This is a genomic window from Streptomyces tremellae, assembly GCF_039540215.1.
GTDB lineage: Bacteria > Actinomycetota > Actinomycetes > Streptomycetales > Streptomycetaceae > Streptomyces > Streptomyces tremellae.
Genome location: NZ_BAABEP010000014.1, coordinates 12,130 through 37,987, shown reverse-complemented (window position 1 = coordinate 37,987; position 25,858 = coordinate 12,130). Strand labels below are relative to the sequence as shown.

The window sequence follows — 25,858 nt, the reverse complement described above, 5'->3', positions numbered from 1 at the left end:
AGGCGTCAGGCGGCCGGGATGTCCACGGGGCCCGTCTTGTAGATCGTGCCTGCGCAGGCGTTCCTGATGGTGGTCTCGGCCTTCGGCACGCCCGCCTCCGGGGTGTGCGAGACGGAGACGCTGCCCTCCGCGGTGCTGCCGTCGCCGTCCTCCACGAGCTGGGTGCTGAGGCCTGACGAGGAGCCCTTGTCGGCGGAGCCTGCGCTTCCGTCGGAGCCCGCGTCGCTCCCCGAGCCGCTGTCCGTGCCGGGGCTGTCGCCCGAGGTCGGCTGGCCCGGGGCGTCCCCCGAGGGCGTCGGGTCGGGCGAGCCGTCGTCGCCCTTCGCGGGACACGTCGAGGACGGTACGAACGCGAACTGCACCTCGTACGCGGCGTCCGGGGCGAGCGCCACGGGCTCCGGGTCCTGCGGGGTGTCCGCGAGCCGGGTCGCCGGGTCGCCCGCGGTGTGCCGCACGACACTGATCCGCGCCGGGTCGGCGGCCCCGCTCACCTGGAGGCCCAGGGAGTCGCCGCCGGTGACGGTGCACTCGGTGGCGGAGACGTTCAGGACGTGGAAGCTGCCGTAGACCGTGCCGTCGGAGGTCGGCGCGCTCTTGGACGCGGTGACCCCCAGCTGGTCGGCCGAGCAGAGCGGCAGCGTCATCGCGAAGGCGGTGCCGGGCGGCGTGACGGGCCCCGTGCCGGCGCCGTCCGCGCCGCGCCCGCCCGTCGCGTGCCCGGCGCCGTGCGGGCGCGGCGGGTCGCCCGCGGTGGCGCCGCTCGGCGTGTGCGCTCCGGGGCCGTGGCCGTCGGGGCTGTCGGCCGCGCCGGAACGGCCGCCGTCCGGCCGCGCGCCGGTGGCGGCGCTCTCGTCGCCGCCCGCGCTGACCAAGTGGCTCCCCGCGGCGTCCGAGGCGTCCGCGACGTGCAGGAACGCGGGCACCGCCGTGCCGATGAGCAGCGCGGCCGCCGCGGCCCCCACCAGCGCCTGCCGCTTGCGGGCCCGGCGCGCGGGCACCGCGGCCCGCAGGTGTGCGAGCGCGCCGTCCGCGGGCCTGATGCCGCTGACCGCGGACCGCAGCATCATCCGCAGCTCGGTCTCCTCGCCCGCGAAGCCGCCCGCGCCGTCGCCGTGCGCGGTCTCGCCGCGGGGGCTCCCGTCGCCGTGGGCCTCGCCCTGGACGCCCTCGTCACCGCCCTGGTGGGCGGGCGTGGTGTTCGGCTCGTTCTCGGGGCCGTTGCTCACTGTTCCGTTCCCAGTCGGTCAGCGCGGCCGCCGTGCACGACGGCGGCCGGTCCTTCGCCCGTTTCCCGGTGGCTCGTCATGGCGTGGCCTCCATGACCACCCTGAGCGCCGCGATGCCGCGGGAGCCGTACGCCTTCACGGAGCCGAGGGATATCCCCAGCGTCTCGGCGACCTGCGCCTCGGTCATGTCCGCGAAGTACCGCAGGACGAGGACCTCGCGCTGCCTGCGCTGGAGCCCGCGCATCGCCTTGATCAGGGCGTCGCGCTCCAGCTGGTCGTACGCGCCCTCCTCCGCGCTCGCCATGTCCGGCATCGGCTTCGACAGGAGCTTGAGCCCGAGGATGCGGCGGCGCAGGGCGGAACGTGAGAGGTTGACGACGGTCTGCCGCAGGTAGGCCAGCGTCTTCTGCGGGTCCCGCACACGGCCGCGCGCCGAGTGGACCCGGATGAACGCCTCCTGGACGACGTCCTCGCAGGACGCGGTGTCGTCGAGCAGCAGCGCCGCGAGCCCGAGCAGCGAGCGGTAGTGCTTCTGGTAGGTCTCGGTGAGGTGGTCGACGGTGGTGCCCACGGCCATCGTGTCGTCAGCACCCGTGTCCTGCTGGGCCGGCAGCGGCGTGAGGGACCGTACGGGCATGTGGCCCGCGGCGGGCACGGGCGCGGTCACCGGCAGGCCATCGCCGGCCGGCGCGCCCCTCGGCCTGCGGCCGGGGCGTGCGGCCACGCCTCTGAACGTGCCGAGCGCCGGGAATTCGAGTACCTCTGCCACGCCTGTTGGACACACTGCCCCCCGGCAGGGTTGTACGCGCGCGCCATCGCCCCTGACGCCGCACCACTTGCACCCATGCGTCCCCGCTCTCCCCCGATGCCCCGGTTCCGGCCATCATCCGACCGGGGTGACGGTGTAGACGTCCCGGGTAAGGCCGACGGTTGCACGGCTCGCACAGAAAGTCAGATGTGCATACTCCGACATCGTGACGCCCCAGTTCAAGGGGGACAGAACCTCGGATTCCTCACATGGGGTTCACAAGTTGGACACGCGGATCCGATTGCTTCTTCACGCCGGGTGCCCAACCGGAGGCAGCGGTCCCGCGGACCGGGCGCGCATGTCGGGCAGCGCCTCGGGTGTCATCAACAGACGCCTCGGACGGACGCCTCGGACCAGCACCTCAGGCAGACGCCTCCGCCGCGACCGCCTCGGCGATCTGCACGCTGTTGAGCGCCGCGCCCTTGCGCAGGTTGTCGCCGCAGACGAAGAGTTCGAGCCCGGTCGGGTCGTCGAGCGAGCGCCGCACCCGGCCGACCCAGGTCGGATCCGTGCCGACCACGTCGGCGGGCGTCGGGAAGTCGCCGGTCTCCGGATCGTCGAACAGCACGACGCCGGGCGCCGTCGCCAGCGTCCCGTGCGCGCGCTCGACGGTGATCTCCTGCTCGAAGGCCGCGTGGACGGAGACCGAGTGGGTGGTCACGACCGGCACGCGCACACAGGTCGCGGCGACCGGCAGGTCGGGCAGGCCGAGGATCTTGCGGGTCTCCGTGCGGATCCCGAGCTCCTCGGACGACCAGCCGTCCGCGCCCGGGACGCCGGACCAGGGCACCACGTTGAGCGCGAGCGGCGCGGGGAACGGGCCCGTCGCGTCGCCGACCGCCCGCCGCACGTCGCCCGGGTGCGTGCCGAGCCGGGTGTGGGCGACGAGCGCGAGCTGCCTGCGCAGCGCCTCGACACCCTCCTCGCCGCTCGAAGAGACCGCCTCGTACGAGGAGACGACCAGTGAGCGCAGCCCGAACTCGGCGTGCAGCGCGCCGACCGCCACGATCAGCGAGAGCGTCGTGCAGCCGGGGCTCGCGACGATGTTGCGCGGCCGGGTGCGCAGCGCGCCCGCGTTGACCTCGGGCACCACGAGCGGCACGTCGGGGTCCGCGCGGAAGGCGGTGGACCCGTCGACCACCACGGTGCCGCCGGCCGCGGCGACGGGCGCCCAGCGCGCGGACACCTCGTCGGGCACGAGGAAGACGGCGACGTCCGCGCCGCGCAGCGACTCCTCGGTGAGCGCGACGACTTCGGTCTCGACCCCGCGCACGGACAGCTTGGTGCCCGCCGTGCGCGGGGACGCGATCAGCCTGATGTCGCCCCAGACGTCCGCGTGCTGGGACAGGATCTGGAGCGTCACGGCGCCGACTGCCCCGGTCGCCCCGACGACCGCGAGCGTCGGCCTGCCCGTCATCGCCCGCTGCCCCCGTACGCACGGGGGGCGGGCGCGAGCGGGCCGCGGCCCCTCATCGGCCGGTGCCGCCGTAGACGACCGCCTCGTCGGACTCGCTGTCGAGGCCGAAGGCGGAGTGCACGGCGCGCACCGCCTGGTCGACCTCGTCGGCGCGGGTCACGACCGAGATGCGGATCTCGGAGGTCGAGATGAGCTCGATGTTGACGCCCGCGTCGGACAGCGCCTCGAAGAAGCCCGCCGTGACACCCGGGTTGGTCTTCATGCCGGCGCCGACGAGCGAGATCTTCGCGATCTGGTCGTCGTAGCGCAGGGAGTCGAACTCCACGACCGACCTGGTCTTCTCCAGGGCGTCGATGGCCTTGCGGCCCTCGGCCTTCGGGAGGGTGAAGGAGATGTCCGTCAGCCCCGTCGACGCGGCCGAGACGTTCTGCACGACCATGTCGATGTTGATCTGGTTGTCGGCGATCGCCCGGAAGATCTTGGCGGCCTCGCCCGGCTTGTCGGGCACCCCGACGACCGTGATCTTCGCCTCGGAGGTGTCATGGGCGACACCGGAGATGATGGCCTGCTCCACCGTGCGGTCCCCTTGCGGCTGGTTGCTGACCCACGTGCCCTGGAGCCCCGAGAAGGACGAGCGGACGTGGATCGGGATGTTGTATCGGCGTGCGTACTCGACGCACCGGTGCAGCAGCACCTTGGAGCCGGAGCTCGCCAGCTCCAGCATGTCCTCGAAGGAGATCCAGTCGATCTTCCTGGCCTTCTTCACCACGCGCGGATCGGCGGTGAACACGCCGTCGACGTCCGTGTAGATCTCGCAGACCTCGGCGTTCAGCGCCGCCGCGAGGGCGACCGCGGTGGTGTCGGAGCCGCCGCGGCCGAGCGTGGTGATGTCCTTCTTCTCCTGCGACACACCCTGGAAGCCGGCGACGATCGCGATGTTGCCCTCGTCGAGCGCCGTGCGGATACGGCCGGGGGTGACGTCGATGATGCGCGCCTTGTTGTGGACGGAGTCGGTGATGACGCCCGCCTGGCTGCCGGTGAAGGACTGGGCCTCGTGGCCCAGGTTTTTGATCGCCATGGCCAGCAGCGCCATGGCGATCCGCTCTCCGGCGGTCAGCAGCATGTCGAACTCACGACCGGAAGGGATCGGGGATACCTGTCCGGCGAGATCGATCAACTCGTCCGTCGTGTCGCCCATCGCCGACACCACGACGACCACTTGGTGGCCCGTCTTCTTGGCGTCGACGATCCGCTTGGCGACCCGCTTGATGCCCTCGGCATCGGCTACGGAGGAGCCTCCGTACTTCTGCACGACAAGGCCCACGTGCGCTCCTCGCTCATTCCGTTGGTGCGGTCGGCTCAGTCTATCGAGCGCTTGCACGACACTCCGGACATATCACATGACGAGATGACGTGCTCAGCACATGACATCCTGCGGGCCGTCCCGAGGCCCGTGGCGCCGCTCGGCAGGGATGCATGCCCCGGATGGCCGAGGCCACGCGGAAGGTAATCCACTTCACAGGACCCACCCGCCGTGTTCTGCCGTCGGCACCCCTGTTCCCGGCGCAGGGCGCGCGCGGTCGGCGCACGGCCCGCACCGGCGGGGCGCGACGCACGCAGGCGGCACGAGGCACCCCGGCAGCGCGCGGTACGCCACCGGGCAGCGCTCGCCGCGTGCGGGCAGCGTGCCCACGTGCGGGCAGCGTGCGGCACGTGCGGGCAGCGCCAGGACCGCGTCTCGCGCGGGGGGCGCCCGCGCGAGACGCGGTCCGTCCGGCGCTCAGGCCCCCCGCAGCCCCAGCGGGCCCGCGATCTCCTCGGCCATCACCTGGCCGGCCTCCTCGGCCAGCGCGTCCTCCTCGTCACCGAGGTCCTGGTCGGTGTCGAGGCCGTCGAGCGCGGGCAGCGGCTGGTTCAGGCGGACGTGCGACACCAGGGACTGGAGCGCGCGCAGCGTCGCGGAGGCGACACCGCCCCAGCTGGTGAAGTACGAGAACTGCCACCACCACAGGGCCTCGGTGACCCGGCCCGCCCGGTAGTGCGCGAGGCCGTGCCGCAGGTCGGTGACCACGCCCGCGATGTCGTCGGAGATCCGCGAGGCCACCGGCGCCTTGCGGGGCTCGTACGGGTCGAAGACCTCCGAGTAGACGTCGATCGGCTCCAGCAGCGCGGCGAACCGTTCCCGCAGCTCGTCGACGTCGGGCTCGGGGCCGAGGTCCGGCTCGTAGCGCTCGTCCGGGAGGATGTCCTCATGCGCCCCGAGCCGGCCGCCGGCCAGCATGAGCTGCGAGAACTCCAGCAGCAGGAACGGTACGGCGCTGTCCGGCTCGTCACCCTTGGCGACCTCGGTGACCGCGACGATGAAGCTCTCGATCTGGTCGGCGATCTGGACCGCGAAGTCGTCGGGGTCCTGGTGGGCGGCGTGCAGCGTTGCGTCAGACATCGAGCAGTCTCCTCCCCTCGAAGGCACGCCCGAGCGTGACCTCGTCGGCGTATTCCAGGTCACCGCCGACCGGCAGGCCGCTGGCCAGGCGGGTGACCTTCAGCCCCATCGGCTTGATCATGCGGGCGAGGTACGTCGCTGTGGCCTCGCCCTCCAGATTCGGGTCGGTCGCGAGGATCAGCTCGCCGACCGCGCCGTCCGCGAGGCGCGCGAGCAGCTCGCGGATCCTCAGGTCGTCGGGGCCCACGCCCTCGATGGGGCTGATCGCGCCGCCGAGCACGTGGTACTTCCCGCGGAACTCGCGGGTGCGCTCGATCGCGACGACGTCCTTCGGCTCCTCCACCACGCAGATCACCGAGGGGTCGCGGCGGGCGTCCCGGCAGATCCCGCACTGCTCCTCCTGCGCGACATTGCCGCAGACGGCACAGAACCTGACCTTGTCCTTGACCTCCAGGAGGGCGTGGGCCAGCCTGCGCACGTCGGTCGGCTCGGCCTGGAGGATGTGGAAGGCGATCCGCTGCGCGCTCTTGGGACCGACGCCCGGGAGTCTGCCCAGCTCGTCGATGAGTTCCTGAACCACGCCTTCGTACAACGGACGCCTTCCTCTGTGTGCCGCCTGTCCCGCGTGTCCCGGTGTGTCCCGGTCTCCCGCGGCCGCCTGGATTACCGGTGCCGACTGTGCAGGTCGACCTTTGAAGACGAGGTACAGCCTCGCGAATTCCTCGTAAAGCCGACGTCAGAACCAACGTCAGAACCGGCGTCTGAACCGGTGCCCGTGCCGGGGTCCCCCTGCCGGGGCCGGCGCCGTGGCCGGGTCAGAACGGCAGGCCCGGCATGCCGCCGAGGCCCTGCGCGAGCGGGCCGAGCTTCTGCTGCTGGAGCTGGTGCGCGTTGTCGTTCGCCGCCTGCACGGCCGCGAGCACGAGGTCCGCGAGGGTCTCCGTGTCCTCGGGGTCCACCGCCTTCGGGTCGATGACCAGAGACTTCAGCTCACCCGAGCCGTTGACCTTGGCCTTGACGAGGCCACCGCCCGACTGGCCCTCGACCTCGGTCGCCGCCAGCTCCTCCTGCGCCTGTGCGAGGTCCTGCTGCATCTTCTGCGCCTGCTGGAGCAGCTCCTGCATGTTCGGCTGGCCACCACCGGGAATCACGGGTCACTCCTGGCAAATTCGACGACGGGCAACGACAAAAACCTGTGAGGCGAGCCTACGTGCTCTCGCGGCACCTCGCCCCACCCGTGGGAACCAACTCTTTCGAGTGAGGCCCGGCGGGTCCCTTACCTGATCACACGCCTCCGAGGGAGGAAGTTCCCCTGTTTCGGCCCTGCACGCCCTCCGTTCGGCGGTAGGAAAGTGCGATACGCCACGCCGTGCGACCCCCGTGCGCCGTGCGTGCGCCGAATACGCGTGCGGGAGCCGTACAGCACGACGTACGGCGTGACCCGTGGGACGACGGACGAGCTGAAGGAGTGCCCCGGTGAGCCAGCCGGAGATGCAGCCCGGAGGGTCGGGCCGGGAGGACGGGCTCGCGGAGACGGGCGCGGGCGCCCGGTCCGCGCCCGGACCCGGCGGCGGGCCCGAGCACGGCGAACTGGTCGGCGGGCCCTTCCCTGTCGGCGACTGGGGCGAGCCCGCGCAGCGCCTCGACGAGCTGTACCGCTGGGTGGAGGCGGGCGCGCTGCACACGGTGCGCTGGTACCTGGCGGACCGGGTGCGCCGCAGATTCGCCGCGCGCGCCCTGCGCGGCGGCACGGCACTCGGCGCGGTCACCGGCGCCGCGCTGCCGCTCCTCGACCTGGCGGGCAAGGTACCGGGCGCGGGGGCGTGGGGCTGCCTCGCGCTGCTGGTGGGCGCCGCCTGCCTGGCGTGTGACCGGTACTTCGGCGTCACATCCGGGTGGATGCGGCACGTCGCGACCGCGCAGGCCGTGCAGCGGCGGCTCCAGACCCTCCAGTTCGACTGGGCCGCCGAGTCGGTGCGCGAGGTGCTCGGCCCGACGGAGGGCACCGCGAGCGAGGCCGCGGAGCGGTGCCTCGGGGTGCTGCGCCGGTTCTGCGAGGACGTCACGGAGCTGGTGCGCGCGGAGACCGCGGACTGGATGGTCGAGTTCCGCGGGGGCGTGGGCACGGGCGCGCTGCTGCTCCAGTCGGCGCCGCCGCACCACGGCGGCCGGCCGTCGCCCCCGCCGCCGCGGCCCTTCGCCCCCGGCGCCCGCCCGAACATGCCGCGCCAGCGACCGCCCGAGCCCCGCTGATCCGTCGCGCCGGGCTCCCGGGAGCCCGGCCGGGAGCCCCGAGGGCCCGTCAGCGCCCCGCGTCCCCCGCACTCACGGCCTCCCCCGCGTCCCCCGCCACCCTGACCACGGTCCCCGCGGCCGCCAGGGCGGCGCGGGCCTCCTCGGGGGCCGTGTCGTCCGTGACGACGAGGTCGAGGTCCGAGGCGTCGGCGACATGCGCCAGGGCGGTACGGGTCAGCTTGGCGCCCTCGGTGACCGCGACGACCCGGCGGGCCGCGCGGATCGCGGCGCGCTTGACGGCCGCCTCCGGAAGGTCGTACGCGGTGAGGCCGTCCGCCGCGGTCAGGCCGCAGCAGCCGATCACGGCGGTGTCGAAGCGGAGCGCGGCGAGCGACGCCTCGGCGAGCGGGCCCACGAGGCCGAGCTCGCCCGGCCGCGCCTCGCCGCCCGGCAGCAGCAGCGTCACCCGCCCGCCGCCCGCCAGGGCGTTCGCCGAGTGCAGCGAGAGCGGCATCGCGGTCAGCCGCCTGCCGCGCAGCGCCCGCGCCACCTCAAGGCAGGTGGTGCCGCCGTCCACGACCACCGCCTCGCCGTCCGCGATCAGCCCCGCGACCTCGGCGGCGAGCCGCCGCTTGCGCTCGGCGCCGTCGCCCGCGCGCAGCGCGAACGGGGTCTCCTCGCCGCGCAGCAGCAGGCTCCGCGCGCCGCCCCTGAAGCGTTCCAGCACGCCCTGCGCGGCGAGCGCCTCCAGGTCGCGCCGCACGGTCATCTCGGACGCGGAGGTCAGCTCCGCGAGGTCGGCCACGCTCATCTCGCCCGCCGCCCTGACCGCGTCAGCGATCTGCCTCAGCCGGTTCGTCATGCCGCCCATTAGACACCAGGCCTCCCACCACCGAACATCTATACTGTTCGAATGGTCCACTTACGAACACAACTTCTGTGCGATACGTTCGCTCCATGACGACCTCGCAGCGCGTTCCGCGCGCGGCCCGCCTCGCCACCTTCGGCTGCTTCGGCCTGAACGGCTTCGTGCTCGGCATGTGGGTCGTGCACATCCCGGTCATCGAGCACCGCGCCGGCGTCAGCCACGCCGTGCTCGGCTGGCTGCTGCTCGTCCTGGGCGGCGGCGCCTTCGCCGGGATGCGGCTCGCGGGGCCGCTGACCGACCGGCTCGGGGGGCGCGCGGTCGTCCCGGCGAGCGGCGTGCTGCTGAGCGCCTCGCTCGTCCTGCCGGGGCTCGCCACCGGCGCCTGGGCGCTGGGCGCGGCCCTGCTCGTGCTGGGCTTCGGCAACGGCTGCCTCGACGTCTCCATGAACACCCACGCCGTCCAGGTCGAGCACCGCTACGGCCGGCCGATCCTCGCCGCCTTCCACGCCGTGTTCTCGCTGGGCGGCGTACTGGCGTCGCTGGTCGGCGCCCGCACCCTCGGCTGGGGCTTGAGCGCGCCCGCCACCCTCGCCGGCACGGGCGCCTTCGGCGTGCTCTGCGCGCTTGCGGCCGCCCCCGCGCTCCTCCCGCGCGCCCCCGCGCCCCCGCAGGCCGGAACGGAGGCGCCCGGTGGCGCCTGGCCGGAGACGCCCGCCGAGGCCGCGACGTCCGCGGTGCGCGCCGGGCGGCCCGTGCCGTCGCGCATCGGGGTGCTCGCCGCGCTCGCGTTCATGCTGATGCTCTGCGAGGGCGTCGCCAACGACTGGAGCAGCCTCGACCTGCGGGACGTCCTCGACGCGCCCGCCGCCACCGCCGCCTTCGCCTATGGGGCGTTCTCCACCGCGATGACCGTGGGGCGCCTGGCCACCGACCGGGTCGCCGGGCGCGTGGGGCCCGCCGCGGTCGTCCGGTACGGGGCGGGGCTCGCCGCGCTCGGGCTCGCCGCGGTCGCCGCGACCCCGTGGGTGCCGCTCGCGCTCGCCGGCTGGGCCGTCTTCGGCCTCGGCCTCTCCGGCTGCGTGCCGCAGCTGTTCAGCGCGGCCGGGCACGCCGACCGCGAGGCCGCGGGCGCCAACGTCTCCCGCGTCGCGGGACTCGGCTACCTGGGGATGCTGGCCGGGCCCGCGGTGATCGGGCCGCTCACCCGGTTCGTACCGCTGAACGCGGCCCTGCTGCTGCCCGTACTGCTGTGCGCGGCGGCGGCCGTCGCCGCGCGCGTCCTCACGCCCCGCGCGGACCCGGCCCTGACACCGGGTCCGCGCGGCCGGGCCGGCGTCAGCTGAAGATGATCATCGAGCCCTGGCCGAGGCTCTTGGTCGCCGCCGCGTGCAGCCCGAGCCACACGTGCCGCTCCCTGGCGAACGGGCCCTCGTCCTGCCCGCCGGGCGCCGCGCGCTCCTCAAGCGTCGTGGGCCCCGCGGGCGGCAGCGGCGGCGCCGGCGGGTTCCTCGGGTCGATGCCGATGGCCGGGGCGACCAGTTCGAGCTCGCGCAACAGCCCCTGCGTCGACCCCAGCGGCCCACCACCCTCAAGCAGCTGGTCGTTGGAGAGGGGGGCGGCGAAGTCCACCGGCACGTACGCGCCCGCGTGGTCGAAGTGCCAGACCAGGTGCGACTGCTGGGCCGTCGACTCGAACATCTCAAGCAACTGCTCGTAGTCGCTGCCCAGTTCGCCGACCGGGGTCACGGCGAGGCCGCAGACCTGGAGCAGGTAGGCGCGCCGCAGGAAGTGCAGCGCGTCGTAGTCGAAGCCCGCGGCGGGGGCCACGTCCCCCGAGAGGCCCGGCATGTAGGCGAAGACGGGGACCGGCGGAAGCCCGGCCTCCCCGAGCGCCTTGTCGTAGACGGCGATCTCTTCCGCGAAGGGGTTGTCGGGGCTGTGGCACAGCACGTCGACAAGGGGGACCAACCACAGGTCACAGGCCAAGGGATGCTCACTCTCAGGCGGTTGTGGCGCTGGATGTCGCCGGACGGTGCGCGGGTCGCTGGGCGCCGGGCAGGGGTGGGGGGCGGATCACGGGTCGCGGGGCGGGGTCGGTGCCGTGGTGCGGATCACGGGTCGCGGGGCGGGGTCGGTGTCGTGGTGCGACGGACGGGCGCGGGTCGCGGGTCCGGCTCGGGCACCGGGCAGGTGGCCCGGTGCCGCGTCGGGGCCGCGCGCGTACGGGGCGCTCACCGCGCCGCTCACGACCGCCGTGGTCGGGCCAGCGTAATGCGCGCGGCACGCGGCGCGAAGAGTCCGGCACGCGCCGGAGTCACCCGGCCGCGCCACCGCGCGCACCCCGGCCCGGCGCGCCCCGCGCGCCCCCGTCGCAGGAACCGCCCGGGCCTCCCGAGTCGCCGGGGCACGGCGCCAGGCCACCGGCCGTCTGCCGGTCCGCACGGTGGGCCAGCTCGTCCGCCCATGTCAGTAAATGGGTGTTGTACTGCTCGATCAGCGTCCTGATCCCGGCCGTGTCGCCCGCAGCCACCGCGTCCACCAGCTCCTCGTGCCCGCTCCACAGCCACCTGTACGCCTGGGCCTCTTCCCGCAGGAACGGCACCGCGAACACCCAGGCCTTCACCCGCATCCGGTCAAGGAACTCCGAGACGTAGCGGTTGTCGCCCAGGGCGCTCAGTTCACGCCAGAACCTCAGGTCATAGCCGATCAGTATCGCCACGTCCCCGGCGCGCGCGGCGCGCGCCGCCTCCTGCGCCCGCCGCCGCACGGCCGTGAGCAGCGCGGTGGGCGCGGAGAGCCGCCCCGCGCCGGGGCCCGGCCGCTCGGAGAGCGTCTGCTCAAGCTTCCGGAAGACGCCGTCCTCCAGCAGCGACCGCGCCTCGACCATGCCGCGGAAGTCCGCGAGGGAGAAGCGGTGCACACGAAAGCCCCGGTGCTGGTCGGAGTCGAGCAGCCCCTGCGCCGACAGGTCCACCAGCGCCTCGCGCACCGGGGTGGCCGAAACGCCGTACTGCTCCGCGATGGTTCTGACGGTGAACTCGCGCCCCGGCAGCAGCCTGCCCGCCAGGATCTCGTCACGCAGCGCGTCCGCGATCTGCTGCCGCAACGTGTGCCGCGTCACGGCTCCGCCGTCAGGCATCGTCGGTGTACGTCCCCTCGTACGGTCGCTCCGCTCGGCGGGCGGCCCCTGGCGGCCACCTCGCGGAAAAGGCTCACGTCACAGTACGGCCTGCGGGCCGCACGGGGCGTGGGAGGGCGGGGACGCGGCGGGGGCGGTAACCGAATTCCGGCCACCGCCCCACGCCGCGTCCGACGCACCGTCACACCGTCACACCGTGTGCTCGTCGGCGACCGCGAGGGCCGCGTCCAGGGCCGCGAGCCCCTCCTTGGCCTCCGCCTCGCTGGTGGTCAGCGGTGGCACGGCGTGCGTACGGTTCATGTTGACGAAGGGCCACAGGCCGTTCTTCCTGCAGGCGGCGGCGAACGCGGCCATCGGCGCGTTCGCCTCGCCCGTCGCGTTGTACGGCACGAGCGGCTCACGGGTCTCCCGGTCCCGCACGAGCTCCACCGCCCAGAACGCGCCGAGCCCGCGCACCTCGCCCACCGAGGGGTGCCGCGCGGCGAGTTCCCGCAGGCCGGGGCCGAGGACCGCGTCGCCGAGGTGTGCGGCCTGCTCGACGATCCCCTCCTCGGCCATCAGCTCGATGGTCGCGACGGCCGCCGCGCACGCCAGCGGGTGCCCCGAGTAGGTGAGGCCGCCGGGGTACGGGCGCCGGGCGAAGGTGTCGGCGATCGCGCCGGAGATCGCGACGCCCCCGAGCGGCACATAGCCCGAGTTGACGCCCTTGGCGAAGGTCAGCAGGTCCGGCACGACGTCGAAGTGCTCGGTCGCGAACCACCGGCCCGTACGGCCGAACCCGGCCATGACCTCGTCCGCCACGAACACGATCCCGTGCCGGTCGCACAGCTCCCGCACGCCCGCGAGGTAGCCGGGCGGCGGCACCATGATCCCGGCCGTGCCCGGCACGGTCTCCAGGATGACCGCCGCGATCGTGCCGGGGCCCTCGTGCGCGATCACCGACTCCAGGTGGTCGAGCGCGCGGGCGCACTCCTCCTGCTCGGTCGAGGAGTAGAACGGCGAGCGGTAGAGGAACGGCGCCCAGAAGCGCACGACCCCCGCGGCCCCGCTGTCACTGGCCCACCTGCGCGGGTCGCCCGTCAGGTTGATCGCCGTGGTCGTCGCGCCGTGGTACGAGCGGTACGCGGAGAGCACCTTCGGCCGGCCGGTGTGGACGCGGGCCATCCGGATCGCGTTCTCGACCGCCTCGGCTCCCCCGTTGGTGAAGAAGATCTTGTCGAGATCGCCCGGGGTGCGCTCGGCGATCAGCCGCGCCGCCTCGGAGCGCGCCTCCAGCGCGAAGGCGGGCGCGAACGTCGCGAGCTTCCCCGCCTGCTCCTGGATCGCGGCGACGACCTTCGGGTGCTGGTAGCCGATGTTGGTGAAGACGAGGCCGCTGGCGAAGTCGAGGTAGCGGTTGCCCTCGTAGTCCCAGAAGTACGACCCCTCGGCGCCTGCGACGGCGAGCGGGTCGATCAGTTCCTGCGCGGACCACGAGTGGAAGACGTGCGCGCGGTCGGTCGCCTTCACGGCGGCCCCGGCCTGCGGGTCCGGTGCGGCATACGGGGTCAGAGGGGTCATGGCGCCAGCGTAGGGAGCACCGCGGGCCCGCCGGTATCGCCACCTTGTATGGGGTGGGCCACTTTCCTCGGCAGGGTGTCGTGCGCGCCCGGCACACCCGAGGTGCGGAAGCGGGCCCGGTACGCGCTCGGCGTCACGCCCAGGTGGCGCAGGAACGCCCGCCGCAGCGACTCGTCGCTGCCGATACCGCTGCGGTGCGCCGCCGCCGTCACCGTCCCGCCGGCTTCGAGCAGCGCCTGCGCGGCCTCCACGCGTACGGCCTCGACATAGCCGGCGGGGGTGGTGCCGACCTGCTCGCGGAAGAGGCGCGTCAGGTGCCGCGTGGAGAGGCCGCAGCGCGCGGCGAGCGCGGCGGGCGCGTGGTCGGCCGCCGGGTCGGCCGCGATGCCCCGCACGAGGTCACGCAGCGCCTCGTGGCGCGGGACCGGGGTGCGGGCGGCCACCGAGAACTGCGACTGGCCGCCCGGCCGCCGCAGGAACACCACCAGGTCGCGGGCGACCTCGCGGGCCAGGTCCGCGCCCTCGTCCGCCTCGACCAGCGCGAGCGCCAGGTCGATGCCCGCGGTGACCCCGGCCGAAGTGCAGACGCGGCCGTCCGCCACGAAGATCGCGTCCGGCTCCACCGCGGTCCGCGGGTGGCGGCGGGCGAGGGCGGCGGCATGGCGCCAGTGCGTGGTGGCGCGCCGCCCGTCGAGCAGCCCCGCGGCTCCGAGCGCGAACGCCCCGGTGCACACGGACGCGACCCGCGGGGCCGCCGCGGCGAGCGCGGCCACGGCGTCCGTGAGGCCGTCGGGCGGCGGCCCGAGCGGCAGGTCGTCGGAGCCCGGCACCACCAGGGTGTGGGGTGCCGCGCGGCCCGTGAGGTCGGTGGCCGCGGCATCGGCGCCGAGCAGGGTGCCGGTCGCGGTGCGCACGGGCGAGCCGTCCACCGAGCAGACGAGGGGCGCGTACCGCCCGCCGAGCGCGCCCGCCGTCCCGAACACCTCAAGGGGAGCGGCCACGTCCATCAGCCGCACGCCGTCGTAGACCAGGACGGCGACGCTCCGCCCGTCCCGTGCCGCGCCGCCGCCCCGCTGTCGTTCCCGCACGCCTTCCACGGTACCCCGCCGGCGTGTCCGTATCCGAGGGATCCAGGTCCGTACGGACATGGCGGACGGCCGCGCGCCGCCGGAGAGTGGGAGGCGGGCCGGCGGGACCGGTCCCGGCAGGGAATCCGCAGACCAGAAGGGACCGACCGGCGATGGCGACACGGATCGCAGGCGTGGAGATACCCGACAGCGCTCTCGCGAAGGAGGCCACGCAACTCATCAGGGACACGGCGGACCCGCTGGTCTACGACCACTCGCGCCGCGTCTTCCTCTTCGGCGCGCTCAGGGGCGCCGGGCAGGCCCTCTCCTTCGACCCCGAACTCCTCTACATCGGCGCGATGTTCCACGACCTCGGCCTGACGGAGGCGTACCGCGCCTCCACCCAGCGCTTCGAGCTCGACGGCGCCGACGCGGCCCGCGACTTCCTGCGGGCGCACGGCCTGACGGAGGAGAGCGCGCGGATCGTGTGGACGGCGATCGCGCTGCACACCACCCCGGAGATCCCCACCCGCATGGAGCCTGAGGTCGCGCTCGTCACGGCGGGCGTCGAGTACGACGTGCTGGGCATCGGCTACGACGCCCTGCCGGACGGCGTGCGGGCCGCCGTGGTCGCGGCCCACCCGCGCCCCGACTTCAAGCGGCGCATCCTGGAGGCGTTCACGCGGGGCATCGAGCACCGGCCCGGGACCACGTTCGGGAACGTGAAGGCGGACGTGCTCGCCCACTTCGTGCCCGGCTTCGAGCGCACCGACTTCGTCGAGGTGATCCGGGGCTCCGCCTGGCCCGAGTGAGCGGGAACCGGGCGGCGGCGCCCCGGGGTTGATGCCTTCCCCCGCCGCGACACGGACGCGGTCGGCATGGCAGTCTCCTGCGGGACGGGGCCACCGCGCCCCGGGCCGTGGCCCGCGTCGGACGGGACCACGCCTTCGGGTAGGGGGAGGGACCGCTCGGCCATGGAGAAGCTCGCACCAGGGGACGCGCAGAGCATCGGTTCGTACCGGCTGCTTGCGCGGCTGGGCTCCGGCGGACTCGGCCAGGTCTACCTGGCCCGCGCCGCCGACGGCCGGACGGTCGCGCTCCGGCTGGTCCGGCGTGAACTCGCGGCGCAGCCCGCCTTCCGCGAGGCCCTCGGGCAGGAGGTCGCGGCGGCCCGCCGGGTCGCTGGGCCGTGGGCCGTGCCGCTGGTGGACGCGGACACGGAGGCCGAACTCCCCTGGACGGCCTCGGAGTACATCGCGGGCCCCACCCTGCTCGCCCTGGTCTCGGGCGGCGCGGGCGGGCAGGGCGGCGGGCCGCTGCCGCCGCGCTCCGTGCGGGTCCTCGCCTCCGGCCTCGCCCACGCGCTCCAGGCCGTCCACGCGGCGGGCGTGGTCCACCGCGACCTCAAGCCGTCGAACGTCCTCATCACGGAACAGGGCCCGCGCCTCGCCGACTTCGGCGTCTCCCGCGCCCTGGACGCCGCGACGGACGGCGGCCGCAGGCTGACCGGCGCGCTCACAGGCGCGCCCGGCTTCATGTCGCCCGAGCAGGTGCGGGGCGAGGTCGCGACGCCCGCCGCGGACGTGTTCAGCCTCGGCTCCGTCCTGGCGTACGCGGCGACGGGGCGGCTGCCGTTCGGCGCGACCGACAGCAGTGCGCACGCGCTCCAGCTGCGCATCACGCAGGAGGAGCCGGACACGGCGGGCCTGCCCACGGCCCTCGCCGGGCTCGTACGCGACTGCCTGCGCAAGGATCCGGCGGAGCGCCCCGCCGTCGGCGCCGTCCTGGGCCGCGTCGGCGAGCCGGAGACCGCGGGCGGCCCGTGGCTCCCCGGCGGGGTGCCCGCGCAGGACGGCCCGCACACGGTACGGCTCGCGGCCACGAAGCCCCCGGCCGCCGCCGCGCCTGCGGGCCCGGGGCCGGCCACGACCCGGCTGCGCCCGGTGCCCGCGCAGGACGTGCCGCCGTCCGCCAGGACGGGGGCGCACGGTGCCCGCGTCCCGGCGGCGCAGCCGCAGGCGGCGCAGCCGCAGGCGGCGCAGCCGCAGGCGGCGCAGCCGCAGGCGGGGCAGGCCGCGCAGGCGGGCCGGGCGCAGGCCGCGCAGGCCGGGGCGGGTGAGGCCCAAGTACCTTCGGCGGAGACACGGTTGGCGCAGACGGCGCAGGTGCCGGCTGCTTGGTCGGAGCAGGCACAGGCCGCCCAGACGCAGGCCGCGCAGGCACAGGCCGCCCAGACGCAGGCCGCGCAGGCACAGACACAGACGCCCCAGGGACCCGTGCAGCCACAGATGCCCCAGGCTCACGCCCAGTCCCAGCCGACACCCCAGCCGACGCCTCAGACCCAGCCGCCCCTACCGCCGCAGCAGGGCACCGCGGCCCCGGTATGGCCCCCGCTGGGCCCGACAGCTCCGATCCCGCCGCAGCCACGGCAGCCGGAGACGCGGGCGCTCCCCCCGCAGCCGTCCCAGCACACGCAACCGCCGTCCCAGCACGAGCAACCGCAACAGCCCCAACAGCCCCAACAGCCGCAGCAGGTGCAGCAGGTGCAACAGCCGCAGCAGGCCGCCTACGGCTATCCCCCGCCGGGCTACGGCTACCCGCCGCCCTACCAGCAGCCCCAGCCCTACCAGCAGCAACTCCCCCAGCCCACGTCACCACCGCCGCACATACAGCAGGCACAGCAGCCGCCGCAGGCCCCGCCCCCTGCGCCCGGCTACGGCTATCCGCCGCCCGGTGCGTACGCCCCCGGCCAGGGCTTCGTCCCCGGCTTCGCCGAGGGGCCCGAGGAGCCCGAGGACGAGCCGGACGCCCGTCGCAGGCGCGGCACGATCGCGCTGATCGCGGTCGCGGTCGTGGTGGCCATCGGCGCGGGCGGTGCCGTGTACGGCGTGATGGGCGGCGGGCCCCCGGACGCCAAGACGGCGAGCGGCCCCGCACCGCGGCACTCCGCGGGGCAGGGCGGCGCGGCCCCCTCGCCCGCGGACCCGCCGCCCGCCTCGCCCTCGTCCTCCGCGTCGCCGTCCGCCTCCCCGAAGGGCGACGTGCCGCAGGAGTTCGTCGGGAGGTGGAGCGGCGGTGTGCGGACCAAGGACGGCCTCAGCCCGCGCACGCTGACCATCAGGCAGGGCAAGGCCGGCGACACGGTCCTCGTCCTGACGGCGGACGGCGCGGCGACCGGGAAGGGCGGCTATCACTGCGAGTTCACCGCACCCCTCGCGGCGAAGCCCGGCTCCGGCGGCACGCTCGCCATCGGCCCCTCCGCGGTGCGGGTCGGGCAGCCCGCGACGGCGTGCACGCCCGGCGCCGCCACCACCCTCACCATCACGCCCGACGGCAGTCTGCGCCGGGTGACGGCGACCGGCGAGGCCCTGACGTACACCCGCGAGTAGCGACGCGCCCGACGGGATCCCGCGCGCCCGGGTGCGGCAGGTCAGCCGGCACCCGTTGTCTTTCCGCAGGCCTGCGGGGGGTTCCCGTGGTCTGCCGCACCCCGTCCCGCGGCCGGCGGCGTGGCGCGCCCGGTGGGGGCCGGTCCCGGGGAGCGACCGCGCCCCCGGGACCAGGCCCAGGCCCGCCCCCTAGAGGAACGAGTTGATCTCGATCGTCTCCGTGCGCCCCGGGCCCACCCCGATCGCGGAGATCGGCGCGCCGGACATCTCCTCAAGCGCCTTCACATAGCCCTGCGCGTTCTTCGGGAGGTCGTCGAAGGTCTTCGCCTTCGTGATGTCCTCCGACCAGCCAGGCAGGTACTCGTAGACCGGCTTCGCATGGTGGAAGTCGCTCTGGCTGTACGGGAGTTCCTCGACGCGCTTGCCGTCGATCTCGTACGCCACGCAGACCGGCACGCGCTCCCAGCCGGTGAGCACGTCGAGCTTGGTGAGGAAGAAGTCGGTGAGGCCGTTGACGCGGGTCGCGTAGCGGGCGATGACCGCGTCGAACCAGCCGCAGCGCCGGTCGCGGCCCGTCGTCACACCGCGCTCGCCGCCGATGCGGCGCAGCGCCTCGCCGTCCTCGTCGAACAGCTCGGTCGGGAACGGCCCCGAGCCCACCCGTGTCGTGTACGCCTTGAGGATGCCGATGACCCGGTCGATCTTCGTCGGGCCCACGCCCGAGCCCGTGCAGGCGCCGCCCGCGGTGGCGTTGGACGAGGTCACGAAGGGGTACGTGCCGTGGTCGATGTCGAGCAGGGTGCCCTGCCCGCCCTCGAAGAGGACGACCTTGCCCTCGTCCACGGCCCTGCCCAGCACCAGGGTGGTGTCCGCGACGAACGGCCGCAGCTGCTCCGCGTACGCCAGCAGCTCCTCGACGATCCGGCCGGACTCTATGGCGCGGCGGTTGTAGAGCTTGGCGAGGATCTGGTTCTTGAAGTCGAGGGCCGCCTCGACCTTCTGCGTCAGGATCGACTCGTCGTACAGGTCCTGGACGCGGATGCCGACGCGGTTGATCTTGTCCGCGTACGCCGGGCCGATGCCCCGCCCCGTGGTGCCGATCTTCCGCGAGCCGAGGAACCGTTCCGTCACCTTGTCCATCGTGGTGTGGTACGGCGTGATCAGGTGCGCGTTGCCGCTGAGCAGCAGTTTCGACGTGTCGATGCCGCGCTCGTTCAACCCGCTCAGCTCGGAGAGCAGGACGGCGGGGTCGACCACGACGCCGTTGCCGATCACCGGCACGCAGTCGGGCGAGAGGATGCCCGACGGGAGGAGATGCAGCGCGTAGGTCTGGTCGCCGACGACGACCGTGTGGCCGGCGTTGTTGCCGCCCTGGTAGCGGACGACGTAGTCGACGGAGCCGCCGAGCAGGTCGGTGGCCTTCCCCTTGCCCTCGTCACCCCACTGAGCACCGAGCAGCACAAGTGCGGGCACAGGCGTACACCCCTTCCGGGCGGGGCATGTCCAAGGTCTGGGGGCGGCGTACGGCACAGCCCGAACCGTCGAACCGGTTGCCCCGGAATAGACGAAGCCCCTGGCGCAATAGCGCAAGGGGCTCTTGCACAAAGATGCTACCCGAGGAAGGACCGAGGTGTCGGCTCCGGAATTCGCCGCCCACGGCACACGGCAGCGCCCGCAGCAGCTCCTGGTGGTCATCGACCCGCTGGCGCGAAGATTCGACGGCGAGTCGGTGCGCATCGCGAAGGACGTGCTGAGCGCGGGGGCACCCGCCAAGATCTGTCTGCCGGACACCCCGGAGGAATTCGCCCGCGCGCTGGCGCGGCGCGGGCACCGGCGCCCGGTCGTCATCGGGAACGACCGGGCCCTGCTGCGGACCGTGGGCCTGCTGCACCGGGAGCGCGAGCTCGCGGCCGGCGTCCTCGCGCTGGTGCCGGTGGGCGGCTCGGGCGAGCTGGTGCTCGCGCGGTCGCTCGGCGTGCCCACGGGCGCGGTGGCCGCGGCGCGCGCCGTGCTCGACGGGGCGCCGCGCCGGCTCGACCTGCTGGTGGACGACAGCGACGGGGTGGTGCTCGGCGGTATCCGGGTACCCGCGCTGCCGCCGGCGCCCGAGGGCGCGGGCCGGGCGGGGGCCGCGCCGGGCGCGTCGGTGTGGGGCGCGTGCAGGTCGCTGGTGCGCGGCCTGGTGCGGCCCGCCGCTGCGGGCGACGCGGGCGCGGTGGCGCACCGGCTGCGGGTGGAGGCGGACGGCGAGGTGCTCAGCGACCTGGACCGGCCGGTGGCGGGGGTCACGGTGCACTCGCCGGGGGACGGGCGCGCGGAGATCGTCGTACGCCTGCCGGACGCGCCCGAGCCGCTGCGCGCGCGGGCCGCGCGCGTGACCATCTCGGGCGCCGACTTCCACTACGGCGCCGACACCCGGGTCGCAGGACCGGTCAGGACCCGCACCTGGACGCTGCGCCCCGAGGCGTGGAGCCTGACGCTGCCGCCGCCCTGAGCCCCCGGCGTCACTTTCGCGTCAGCTCCTCGGCACCGCGACCGGCGGCGGTGCCGCTCCCGTGCGACGCACCGCGGCGGACGCCCGGGACACGGGGTGTGGACGGGAGCGGCGACCGGGACCGCGGCCACCCACCCCGAGCGGGCCGCGGTCCCGGGGCGCCTCAGCGTACGTAGCGCGCGAGTTCGTCGGTCGCCAGCACGAATCCGAGCGGGTCGGGCAGCCCGACCGCCACCCCGAACGCCGCGGTGTGCCGCTCCTGGTAGCCCCCGTCCGGCCCGGGGCCGCTGAAGACGGTGGCGGTGGCCACGTCCGGGTCGATCAGCAGGTGCACCGGAATGCCCGCGGCCGCGTAAGCCAACGGCTTCTCCTTGCGATCGCGCGCGTCCGTGTCGCGGTCGTACGACGTGACCTCCACCGTCATCAGCACCGCCGCGGGGTCGGCCCACTCGCCCTGCCCCGCGAAGCTTCCGCGCCGCGCGACACACCCGTCGGGCCGCGCCCGCCCCGCCCTGTACTGCTCGCCCCGCAGCCCCTGCTCCACATAGAGGCCGAGGTCCGGCCTGTGCTGCATGCAGACCGTCTGCAACCACAGCAGGATCTCCCCGTGGTCCCCGTCCGGCACGCCCTTGACTCCGATCCGTCCACCGATGCATTCGAGCCTGACGGACTCGGTCTCGGCGGCGGCGAACGCGGCGATGCGCTCGAACTCGTCCACGCCCACCTGCGGCGTACGTTCTGCCATGACCGTCATGGTGCACCTCCTGTCAGACGTACACCACCATGGCGCCCCCCGCACACCCCTCGTCTGACATATGCCAGGGGCACACTCGTACGGGTGAGCGGCCGGGTCAGCCCGGGGTGACCAGGCGGGCCTCGTAGGCGAAGACCGCCGCCTGGGTGCGGTCGCGCAGGCCGAGCTTGACGAGGATGCGGCTGACGTGGGTCTTGATGGTGGACTCCGCCACCACCAGGTGCTCCGCGATCTCGCCGTTGGACAGGCCCTGGGCGATCAGCACGAGGACCTCGGTCTCGCGCTCCGTGAGGTCGCCGACGCGCGCCGACGTGGGGGCCTTCGGCACGTCGGAGAGCTTCGCGAACTCGGTGATCAGGCGGCGGGTGACCGTGGGCGCGAGCAGCGACTCGCCCGCGGCGACCACCTTCACGCCGTCCGCGAGCTGCCGCGCCGAGGCGTCCTTGAGCAGGAAGCCCGAGGCGCCCGCGCGCAGTGCCTGGTAGACGTACTCGTCCAGGTCGAACGTGGTCAGCACGAGCACCTTCGCTTCCGTGTCGGCCGCGACGATCTCCCGGGTCGCGTCGATGCCGTTCATCTCCGGCATCCGGATGTCCATCAGGACCACGTCGGGCCGCAGCTCCGCGACCCGGGCCACCGCCTCGCGCCCGTCGACGGCCTCGCCGACCACCTCGATGTCCGGCATCGCGTTGAGCAGGACGGAGAACCCCTCGCGGACCATCATCTGGTCGTCCGCGATGACCACCCGGATCGTCACCGCCCCGCCTCCGCGGCCTCGTCGGCCGACTCGGCCGACGGCACCGGCAGGAACGCCGCCACCTCGTAGCCGCCGTCCCCGGTCGGCCCGGCCGTCATCTCGCCGCTCAGCATCGCCACCCGCTCCCTCATGCCCGTGAGGCCGTGCCCCGACCCCTGCGACGGCTTCAGCGGGCCGCGCGCCGCCGTGTTGACCACGCGCAGGCCGAGCCCGCCCAGCACATAGGCGACCTCCACGTCCGCCGTGGAGCCCGGCGCGTGCCGCAGCGCGTTGCTCAGCGCCTCCTGCACGATCCGGTACGCCGAGAGCTCCACGCCCTGCGGCAGCGGCCGTACGGCGCCGATCACGGTCTTGCGCACCGTGAGCCCGGCCTCGCCGACATTGCGCAGCAGCCCGTCGAGGTCGGTGAGCGTCGGCTGCGGCGCGTCCGGCGCCTGGTAGTCGGCGGCCCGTACGACACCGAGCACGCGCCGCAGCTCGGTGAGCGCGGCCACCGCGTTCTCCCGGATCGTCGCGAACGCCTGCTCAAGCTCGGGCGGCGGGTTCTCCACGCGGTACGGCGCGGCCTCCGCCTGGATCGCCACCACCGACATGTGGTGCGCGACGACGTCGTGCAGCTCCCTGGCGATCGTCGTCCGCTCCTCCAGCAGGGTGCGCCGGTCGCGCTCGACCGCCGTCACGCTCTGCTGCGCCGCCACCTCGTGCCGCGCCGAGGCCCGCACCTGCACCACGGACACCACGAGCAGCACCACCGCGCTCAGCACAAGCACCGGGCCCATCGCCGGGTCGAAGCTGGTGAACACCGCGCCGAACAGCGAGTACACCGCCGTCAGCAGCCACATCCACAGCGCGGTGCGCGGCCGGGTGCGCGCCGCGACCGCCGTCATCACGAAGACATGGGCGACGAGCACGCCGGGCCCGATCCCCGACGACGTGTAGGCGTACCCACCGCCGAGCAGCACGAGCAGCACCAGCTCGCCGAGCGAGAGCCACCAGGCGAGGATCGGCCGCAGCAGCGTGAGGCCCACCACGGCCGGCGGCACCAGCGCGAACACCGACCCGGTGTCGGTCACCCCCACCAGCAGGGTGATCAGCACGGCGCACACCACCACGGCGTGCGGTGTCCACGCCGCGTACGGGCGCAGCGCGCGCGGCACCCGCCGCGCCACCGGCCCTTCGAGGCGCATCGGCCGCAGCGGACGGTAGGCGAGTACGCCGGTGAACAGGTCCTCGCGCAGCCCGTCGCGCAGGCCGCGCGCCATCCGCAGCTCCGGGTTCCCGCCGGGCCCGGCTCCGCCTTCGATGTTCCTGACAGTCTCGGTCACACTGCAAAGGTAGGGGCCCGCGGCCCCCGTGCCGTCCGCTGTGATGCTGATCCCGCGGGGTCCGTCCCAGGTACTACACGGCGTACGCGACGCCCTCACCGGGCCCCCGCGGCACACCTCGTGGCCGGGCCGCCTCACCAGGCGAGCTGGGCGATCTCCTCCGCGACCACCGCACACGCGTCAGCGGCCGGGTCCACCAGCGGGAAGTGGCCGACGTCCTCAAGCAGCGTCAACCCCACCGTCTCGCCCGCGCGGGCCGCGGCGTCGACGAACGAGTCGGCGATCCCGTACGGCACGGTGGTGTCCTCGCGGCCCTGCACGACGGCGGTGGCGATGCCGGTGGGCAGCAGCAGCGCCGGGTCGACCAGCTCCCTGCGGCGCTTGAACTCCTCACCCTCGCCGAGGAGTTGCGACACCGCGCCCTCGCAGACGCCGAGTTCGGCGGCGAGGCCGAGGTCGGCGAGCGGCCCGAGGGCCACCACGCCGCGCAGCGGCGCGGGCTCGTCGCGCCGCCAGGGCGCGCCCGCGGGCAGCACGTGCCGGGCGGCGGCCCACAGCGCGAGGTGCCCGCCGGCGGAGTGTCCTGTCAGCACCGTGCGCCCGGTGTCGGCGCCCGGCAGCGCCTCCGCTACCAGCGCGGGCAGCGCGTCGAGCGCCGCCGCCACGTCGTCGAACGTGTCGGGCCAGCGCCCGGCGGGCGGCGCGGCGTCCGCGTCCGTCCGCTGCGCAGGCGGCCCGCCGCGCCGGTACTCGACGCTCGCCACGGCGAAGCCGCGCCGCGCGAGGAAGTCCGCGAACGGTGAGACGTGCGCGCGGTCCACGCGGGCCCGGTAGGCGCCGCCGTGCAGGACGACGACCAGCGGCACGGCGCCCCGCGCGGTGTGCCTCGGCGCGTAGAAGTCCACGACCTGGTCCGGGTGTTCGCCGTAAGCGGCGGTGGCGTCAGGCGGCACGGCGGGGTGCGCGAGCAGGGCGCCGTACTCCGCCGCGTCGCGCGTCGCGTCCCGAGTCGCGCCACGCTGGGGGTCGTTCGCGCCTTCGTGCGCGGCCGCGTCCGGCATGCTCGTCCAACCTTTCGATGCGGGGCGGAGATGGCCCGGCCCGCGGGGACGCTACCAGCAGAACGGGCCCTTGATCACTCCGCGTTCACGCCGCGAGAACCTCGCCGAGCACCCGCGCCGCGCGCTCGGCGTCCGCGAACCGCGTGTAGAGGGGCGTGAAGCCGAACCGCAGGAGGTCGGGCCTGCGCAGATCGCCGACGACGCCGCGGGCGATGAGCGCCTCCATCACGGCGGGCGCCTGTGCGCAGCGCAGCGCGACCTGGCTGGCGCGCTCCGCGTGCGCCCGGGGTGTCACGGAGGCGACCCGGCCCGCCGGCGCGTACACCGCGACGCACTCCAGGAAGAAGTCGGTCAGGGCGAGGCTCTTGGCGCGTACGGCGGGGATGTCGACGGCCTCGTGGTCCCACACGTCGAGCGCCGCGTCCGCCGCGAGCAGCGACAGGATGTCGGGGGTGCCGACCCGGCCCCGTACGGCGCCGTCCGCCGCGGCGTAGCCGGGCGCCATCGCGAACGGGTCCGCGTGCGAGTTCCAGCCGGGCAGCGGCGAGTCGAAGCCGCGCTGGTGCCGCGGCGCCACATAGAGGAACGCCGGCGAACCCGGGCCGCCGTTCAGGAACTTGTACGTGCAGCCGACCGCCAGGTCCACCCCGTGCTCGGCGAGCCCCACCGGCAGCGCGCCCGCGCTGTGGCACAGGTCCCACACCGCGAGCGCGCCCGCCTCGCGCACCGCCCGCGTGGTGCCCGGCAGGTCGTGCAGCCGCCCGGTGCGGAAGTCGACGTGGTTGACGAGCGCGACCGCCGTGCGCGGCCCCACCCGCCCCGCCACCTCGGCGGGTTCGACGGGGACGAGGCGGGTGCCGGTGAGGCGGGCGGCCGACTCGGCGATATAGCCGTCCGTGGGGAAGGTCGTGGCGTCCACCACGATCTCGTCGCGGCCCTCGGGCGCCAGCCGCACCGCCGCCACCAGCGCCTTGAACACGTTGACACTGGTCGAGTCCGCGACGACGACCGTGCCCGGCTCCGCGCCGACGAGCGGCGCCACCCGGTCGCCGACCCGCTCGGGCGCCGTCCACCAGCCGCTCTCGCTCCAGGATCTGATGCCGAGCTCGCCCCACTGACGGGCGATCACGTCCCGCATGCGCTCCGGCACATGGGCGGGCAGCGCGCCGAGCGAGTTCCCGTCGAGGTAGACCACCCGCTCGTCCAGCGCGAACAGGCCGCGCACGGGCGCGAGTCGGTCGGCGGCGTCGAGCCGGGCCGCGCGCTCGGCGAGGTGCGCCCCCCAGGCACCGGGCGTGTTCGCGGTGGCCGCGCG

Annotated in this window: 23 protein-coding genes; 5 read left to right on the top strand and 18 right to left on the bottom strand. The window is 74.6% G+C overall.

Going from position 1 to position 25,858, the window contains the following annotated elements; translation table 11 throughout:
- Positions 1–5: 5 nt before the first annotated feature.
- The 7 genes from ABEA77_RS12885 to ABEA77_RS12855 all read right to left on the bottom strand — a co-directional run bounded on the left by ABEA77_RS12885 (position 6) and on the right by ABEA77_RS12855 (position 7,045).
- On the bottom strand, positions 6–1,226 hold the full coding sequence (locus tag ABEA77_RS12885) for a hypothetical protein (protein WP_345645624.1): 1,221 nt from the start codon (positions 1,224–1,226) through the stop codon (positions 6–8).
- Between the two features lie 76 nt (positions 1,227–1,302).
- On the bottom strand, positions 1,303–1,899 hold the full coding sequence (locus ABEA77_RS12880) for a SigE family RNA polymerase sigma factor (RefSeq protein ID WP_425588273.1): 597 nt from the start codon (positions 1,897–1,899) through the stop codon (positions 1,303–1,305).
- Between the two features lie 496 nt (positions 1,900–2,395).
- Positions 2,396–3,451: an aspartate-semialdehyde dehydrogenase gene (locus ABEA77_RS12875; RefSeq protein WP_345645618.1), complete on the bottom strand. Its 1,056-nt coding sequence runs from the start codon at positions 3,449–3,451 to the stop codon at positions 2,396–2,398.
- A gap of 52 nt (positions 3,452–3,503) precedes the next feature.
- Positions 3,504–4,775, bottom strand: a complete 1,272-nt coding sequence (locus ABEA77_RS12870; RefSeq protein WP_345645617.1) for an aspartate kinase — start codon at positions 4,773–4,775, stop codon at positions 3,504–3,506.
- Between the two features lie 456 nt (positions 4,776–5,231).
- On the bottom strand, positions 5,232–5,894 hold the full coding sequence (locus ABEA77_RS12865; protein WP_345645616.1) for a DUF5063 domain-containing protein: 663 nt from the start codon (positions 5,892–5,894) through the stop codon (positions 5,232–5,234).
- On the bottom strand, positions 5,887–6,486 hold the full coding sequence (gene recR / locus ABEA77_RS12860) for a recombination mediator RecR (RefSeq protein ID WP_345645614.1): 600 nt from the start codon (positions 6,484–6,486) through the stop codon (positions 5,887–5,889). The genes ABEA77_RS12865 and recR overlap by 8 nt, the downstream gene beginning before the upstream one ends.
- Before the next feature lie 223 nt (positions 6,487–6,709).
- On the bottom strand, positions 6,710–7,045 hold the full coding sequence (locus ABEA77_RS12855; protein WP_345645612.1) for a YbaB/EbfC family nucleoid-associated protein: 336 nt from the start codon (positions 7,043–7,045) through the stop codon (positions 6,710–6,712).
- Positions 7,046–7,370: 325 nt separating this feature from the next.
- Here ABEA77_RS12855 and ABEA77_RS12850 point away from each other — a divergent pair, with 325 nt between their 5' ends.
- Positions 7,371–8,147 (top strand): SLATT domain-containing protein, encoded by a 777-nt coding sequence (locus ABEA77_RS12850; protein ID WP_345645610.1) that lies wholly within the window; start codon positions 7,371–7,373, stop codon positions 8,145–8,147.
- A gap of 49 nt (positions 8,148–8,196) precedes the next feature.
- Here the strand turns inward: ABEA77_RS12850 and ABEA77_RS12845 are convergent, their stop codons facing one another.
- Entirely contained in the window at positions 8,197–8,991 is a 795-nt protein-coding gene (locus ABEA77_RS12845) for a DeoR/GlpR family DNA-binding transcription regulator (RefSeq protein WP_425588269.1), read from the bottom strand.
- A gap of 95 nt (positions 8,992–9,086) precedes the next feature.
- On the opposite strand from ABEA77_RS12845, the gene ABEA77_RS12840 reads away from it, so the two are divergent.
- Positions 9,087–10,340 carry an MFS transporter gene (locus ABEA77_RS12840; RefSeq protein WP_345645606.1) on the top strand — a complete coding sequence of 418 codons (1,254 nt, stop codon included), beginning with the start codon at positions 9,087–9,089 and terminating at the stop codon, positions 10,338–10,340.
- On the opposite strand, the gene ABEA77_RS12835 is transcribed toward ABEA77_RS12840, so the two are convergent.
- From ABEA77_RS12835 to ABEA77_RS12820, 4 genes are all read right to left on the bottom strand, one after another.
- Positions 10,333–10,983 (bottom strand): hypothetical protein, encoded by a 651-nt coding sequence (locus ABEA77_RS12835; protein ID WP_345645604.1) that lies wholly within the window; start codon positions 10,981–10,983, stop codon positions 10,333–10,335. The two genes, ABEA77_RS12840 and ABEA77_RS12835, sit on opposite strands and share 8 nt — an antisense overlap.
- Before the next feature lie 328 nt (positions 10,984–11,311).
- Positions 11,312–12,136, bottom strand: a complete 825-nt coding sequence (locus tag ABEA77_RS12830; RefSeq protein WP_345645602.1) for a GntR family transcriptional regulator — start codon at positions 12,134–12,136, stop codon at positions 11,312–11,314.
- 189 nt (positions 12,137–12,325) lie between these two features.
- A complete protein-coding gene (locus ABEA77_RS12825; protein WP_345645599.1) occupies positions 12,326–13,696 on the bottom strand; it encodes an aspartate aminotransferase family protein in 1,371 nt (456 codons plus the stop codon).
- Positions 13,693–14,784 (bottom strand): GlxA family transcriptional regulator, encoded by a 1,092-nt coding sequence (locus ABEA77_RS12820; RefSeq protein ID WP_345645596.1) that lies wholly within the window; start codon positions 14,782–14,784, stop codon positions 13,693–13,695. The genes ABEA77_RS12825 and ABEA77_RS12820 overlap by 4 nt, the downstream gene beginning before the upstream one ends.
- 152 nt (positions 14,785–14,936) lie before the next feature.
- Between ABEA77_RS12820 and ABEA77_RS12815 the strand changes: the two genes are divergently transcribed.
- Positions 14,937–15,575 (top strand): HD domain-containing protein, encoded by a 639-nt coding sequence (locus ABEA77_RS12815; protein WP_345645593.1) that lies wholly within the window; start codon positions 14,937–14,939, stop codon positions 15,573–15,575.
- Positions 15,576–15,737: 162 nt separating this feature from the next.
- Complete coding sequence (locus ABEA77_RS12810) at positions 15,738–18,152, top strand: serine/threonine-protein kinase (RefSeq protein ID WP_345645590.1); 2,415 nt, start codon at positions 15,738–15,740, stop codon at positions 18,150–18,152.
- Between the two features lie 189 nt (positions 18,153–18,341).
- Here the strand turns inward: ABEA77_RS12810 and ABEA77_RS12805 are convergent, their stop codons facing one another.
- The gene (locus ABEA77_RS12805; protein ID WP_345645587.1) at positions 18,342–19,625 is read right to left on the bottom strand and encodes an adenylosuccinate synthase; all 1,284 of its coding nucleotides are present in this window, start codon (positions 19,623–19,625) and stop codon (positions 18,342–18,344) included.
- A gap of 157 nt (positions 19,626–19,782) precedes the next feature.
- Between ABEA77_RS12805 and ABEA77_RS12800 the strand changes: the two genes are divergently transcribed.
- A complete protein-coding gene (locus ABEA77_RS12800; protein WP_345645585.1) occupies positions 19,783–20,646 on the top strand; it encodes a diacylglycerol kinase family protein in 864 nt (287 codons plus the stop codon).
- A 163-nt stretch (positions 20,647–20,809) separates the two neighbouring features.
- On the opposite strand, the gene ABEA77_RS12795 is transcribed toward ABEA77_RS12800, so the two are convergent.
- The 5 genes from ABEA77_RS12795 to kynU all read right to left on the bottom strand — a co-directional run bounded on the left by ABEA77_RS12795 (position 20,810) and on the right by kynU (position 25,768).
- A complete protein-coding gene (locus tag ABEA77_RS12795) occupies positions 20,810–21,400 on the bottom strand; it encodes a Uma2 family endonuclease (protein WP_345645583.1) in 591 nt (196 codons plus the stop codon).
- Between the two features lie 97 nt (positions 21,401–21,497).
- Positions 21,498–22,157 (bottom strand): response regulator, encoded by a 660-nt coding sequence (locus tag ABEA77_RS12790; RefSeq protein WP_425588268.1) that lies wholly within the window; start codon positions 22,155–22,157, stop codon positions 21,498–21,500.
- Positions 22,154–23,419 carry a sensor histidine kinase gene (locus ABEA77_RS12785; RefSeq protein WP_345645848.1) on the bottom strand — a complete coding sequence of 422 codons (1,266 nt, stop codon included), beginning with the start codon at positions 23,417–23,419 and terminating at the stop codon, positions 22,154–22,156. The genes ABEA77_RS12790 and ABEA77_RS12785 overlap by 4 nt, the downstream gene beginning before the upstream one ends.
- Before the next feature lie 197 nt (positions 23,420–23,616).
- Positions 23,617–24,543, bottom strand: a complete 927-nt coding sequence (locus ABEA77_RS12780; RefSeq protein WP_345645581.1) for an alpha/beta hydrolase — start codon at positions 24,541–24,543, stop codon at positions 23,617–23,619.
- 85 nt (positions 24,544–24,628) lie between these two features.
- Complete coding sequence (gene kynU, locus ABEA77_RS12775) at positions 24,629–25,768, bottom strand: kynureninase (protein WP_345645845.1); 1,140 nt, start codon at positions 25,766–25,768, stop codon at positions 24,629–24,631.
- Between the last annotated feature and the right edge of the window lie 90 nt (positions 25,769–25,858).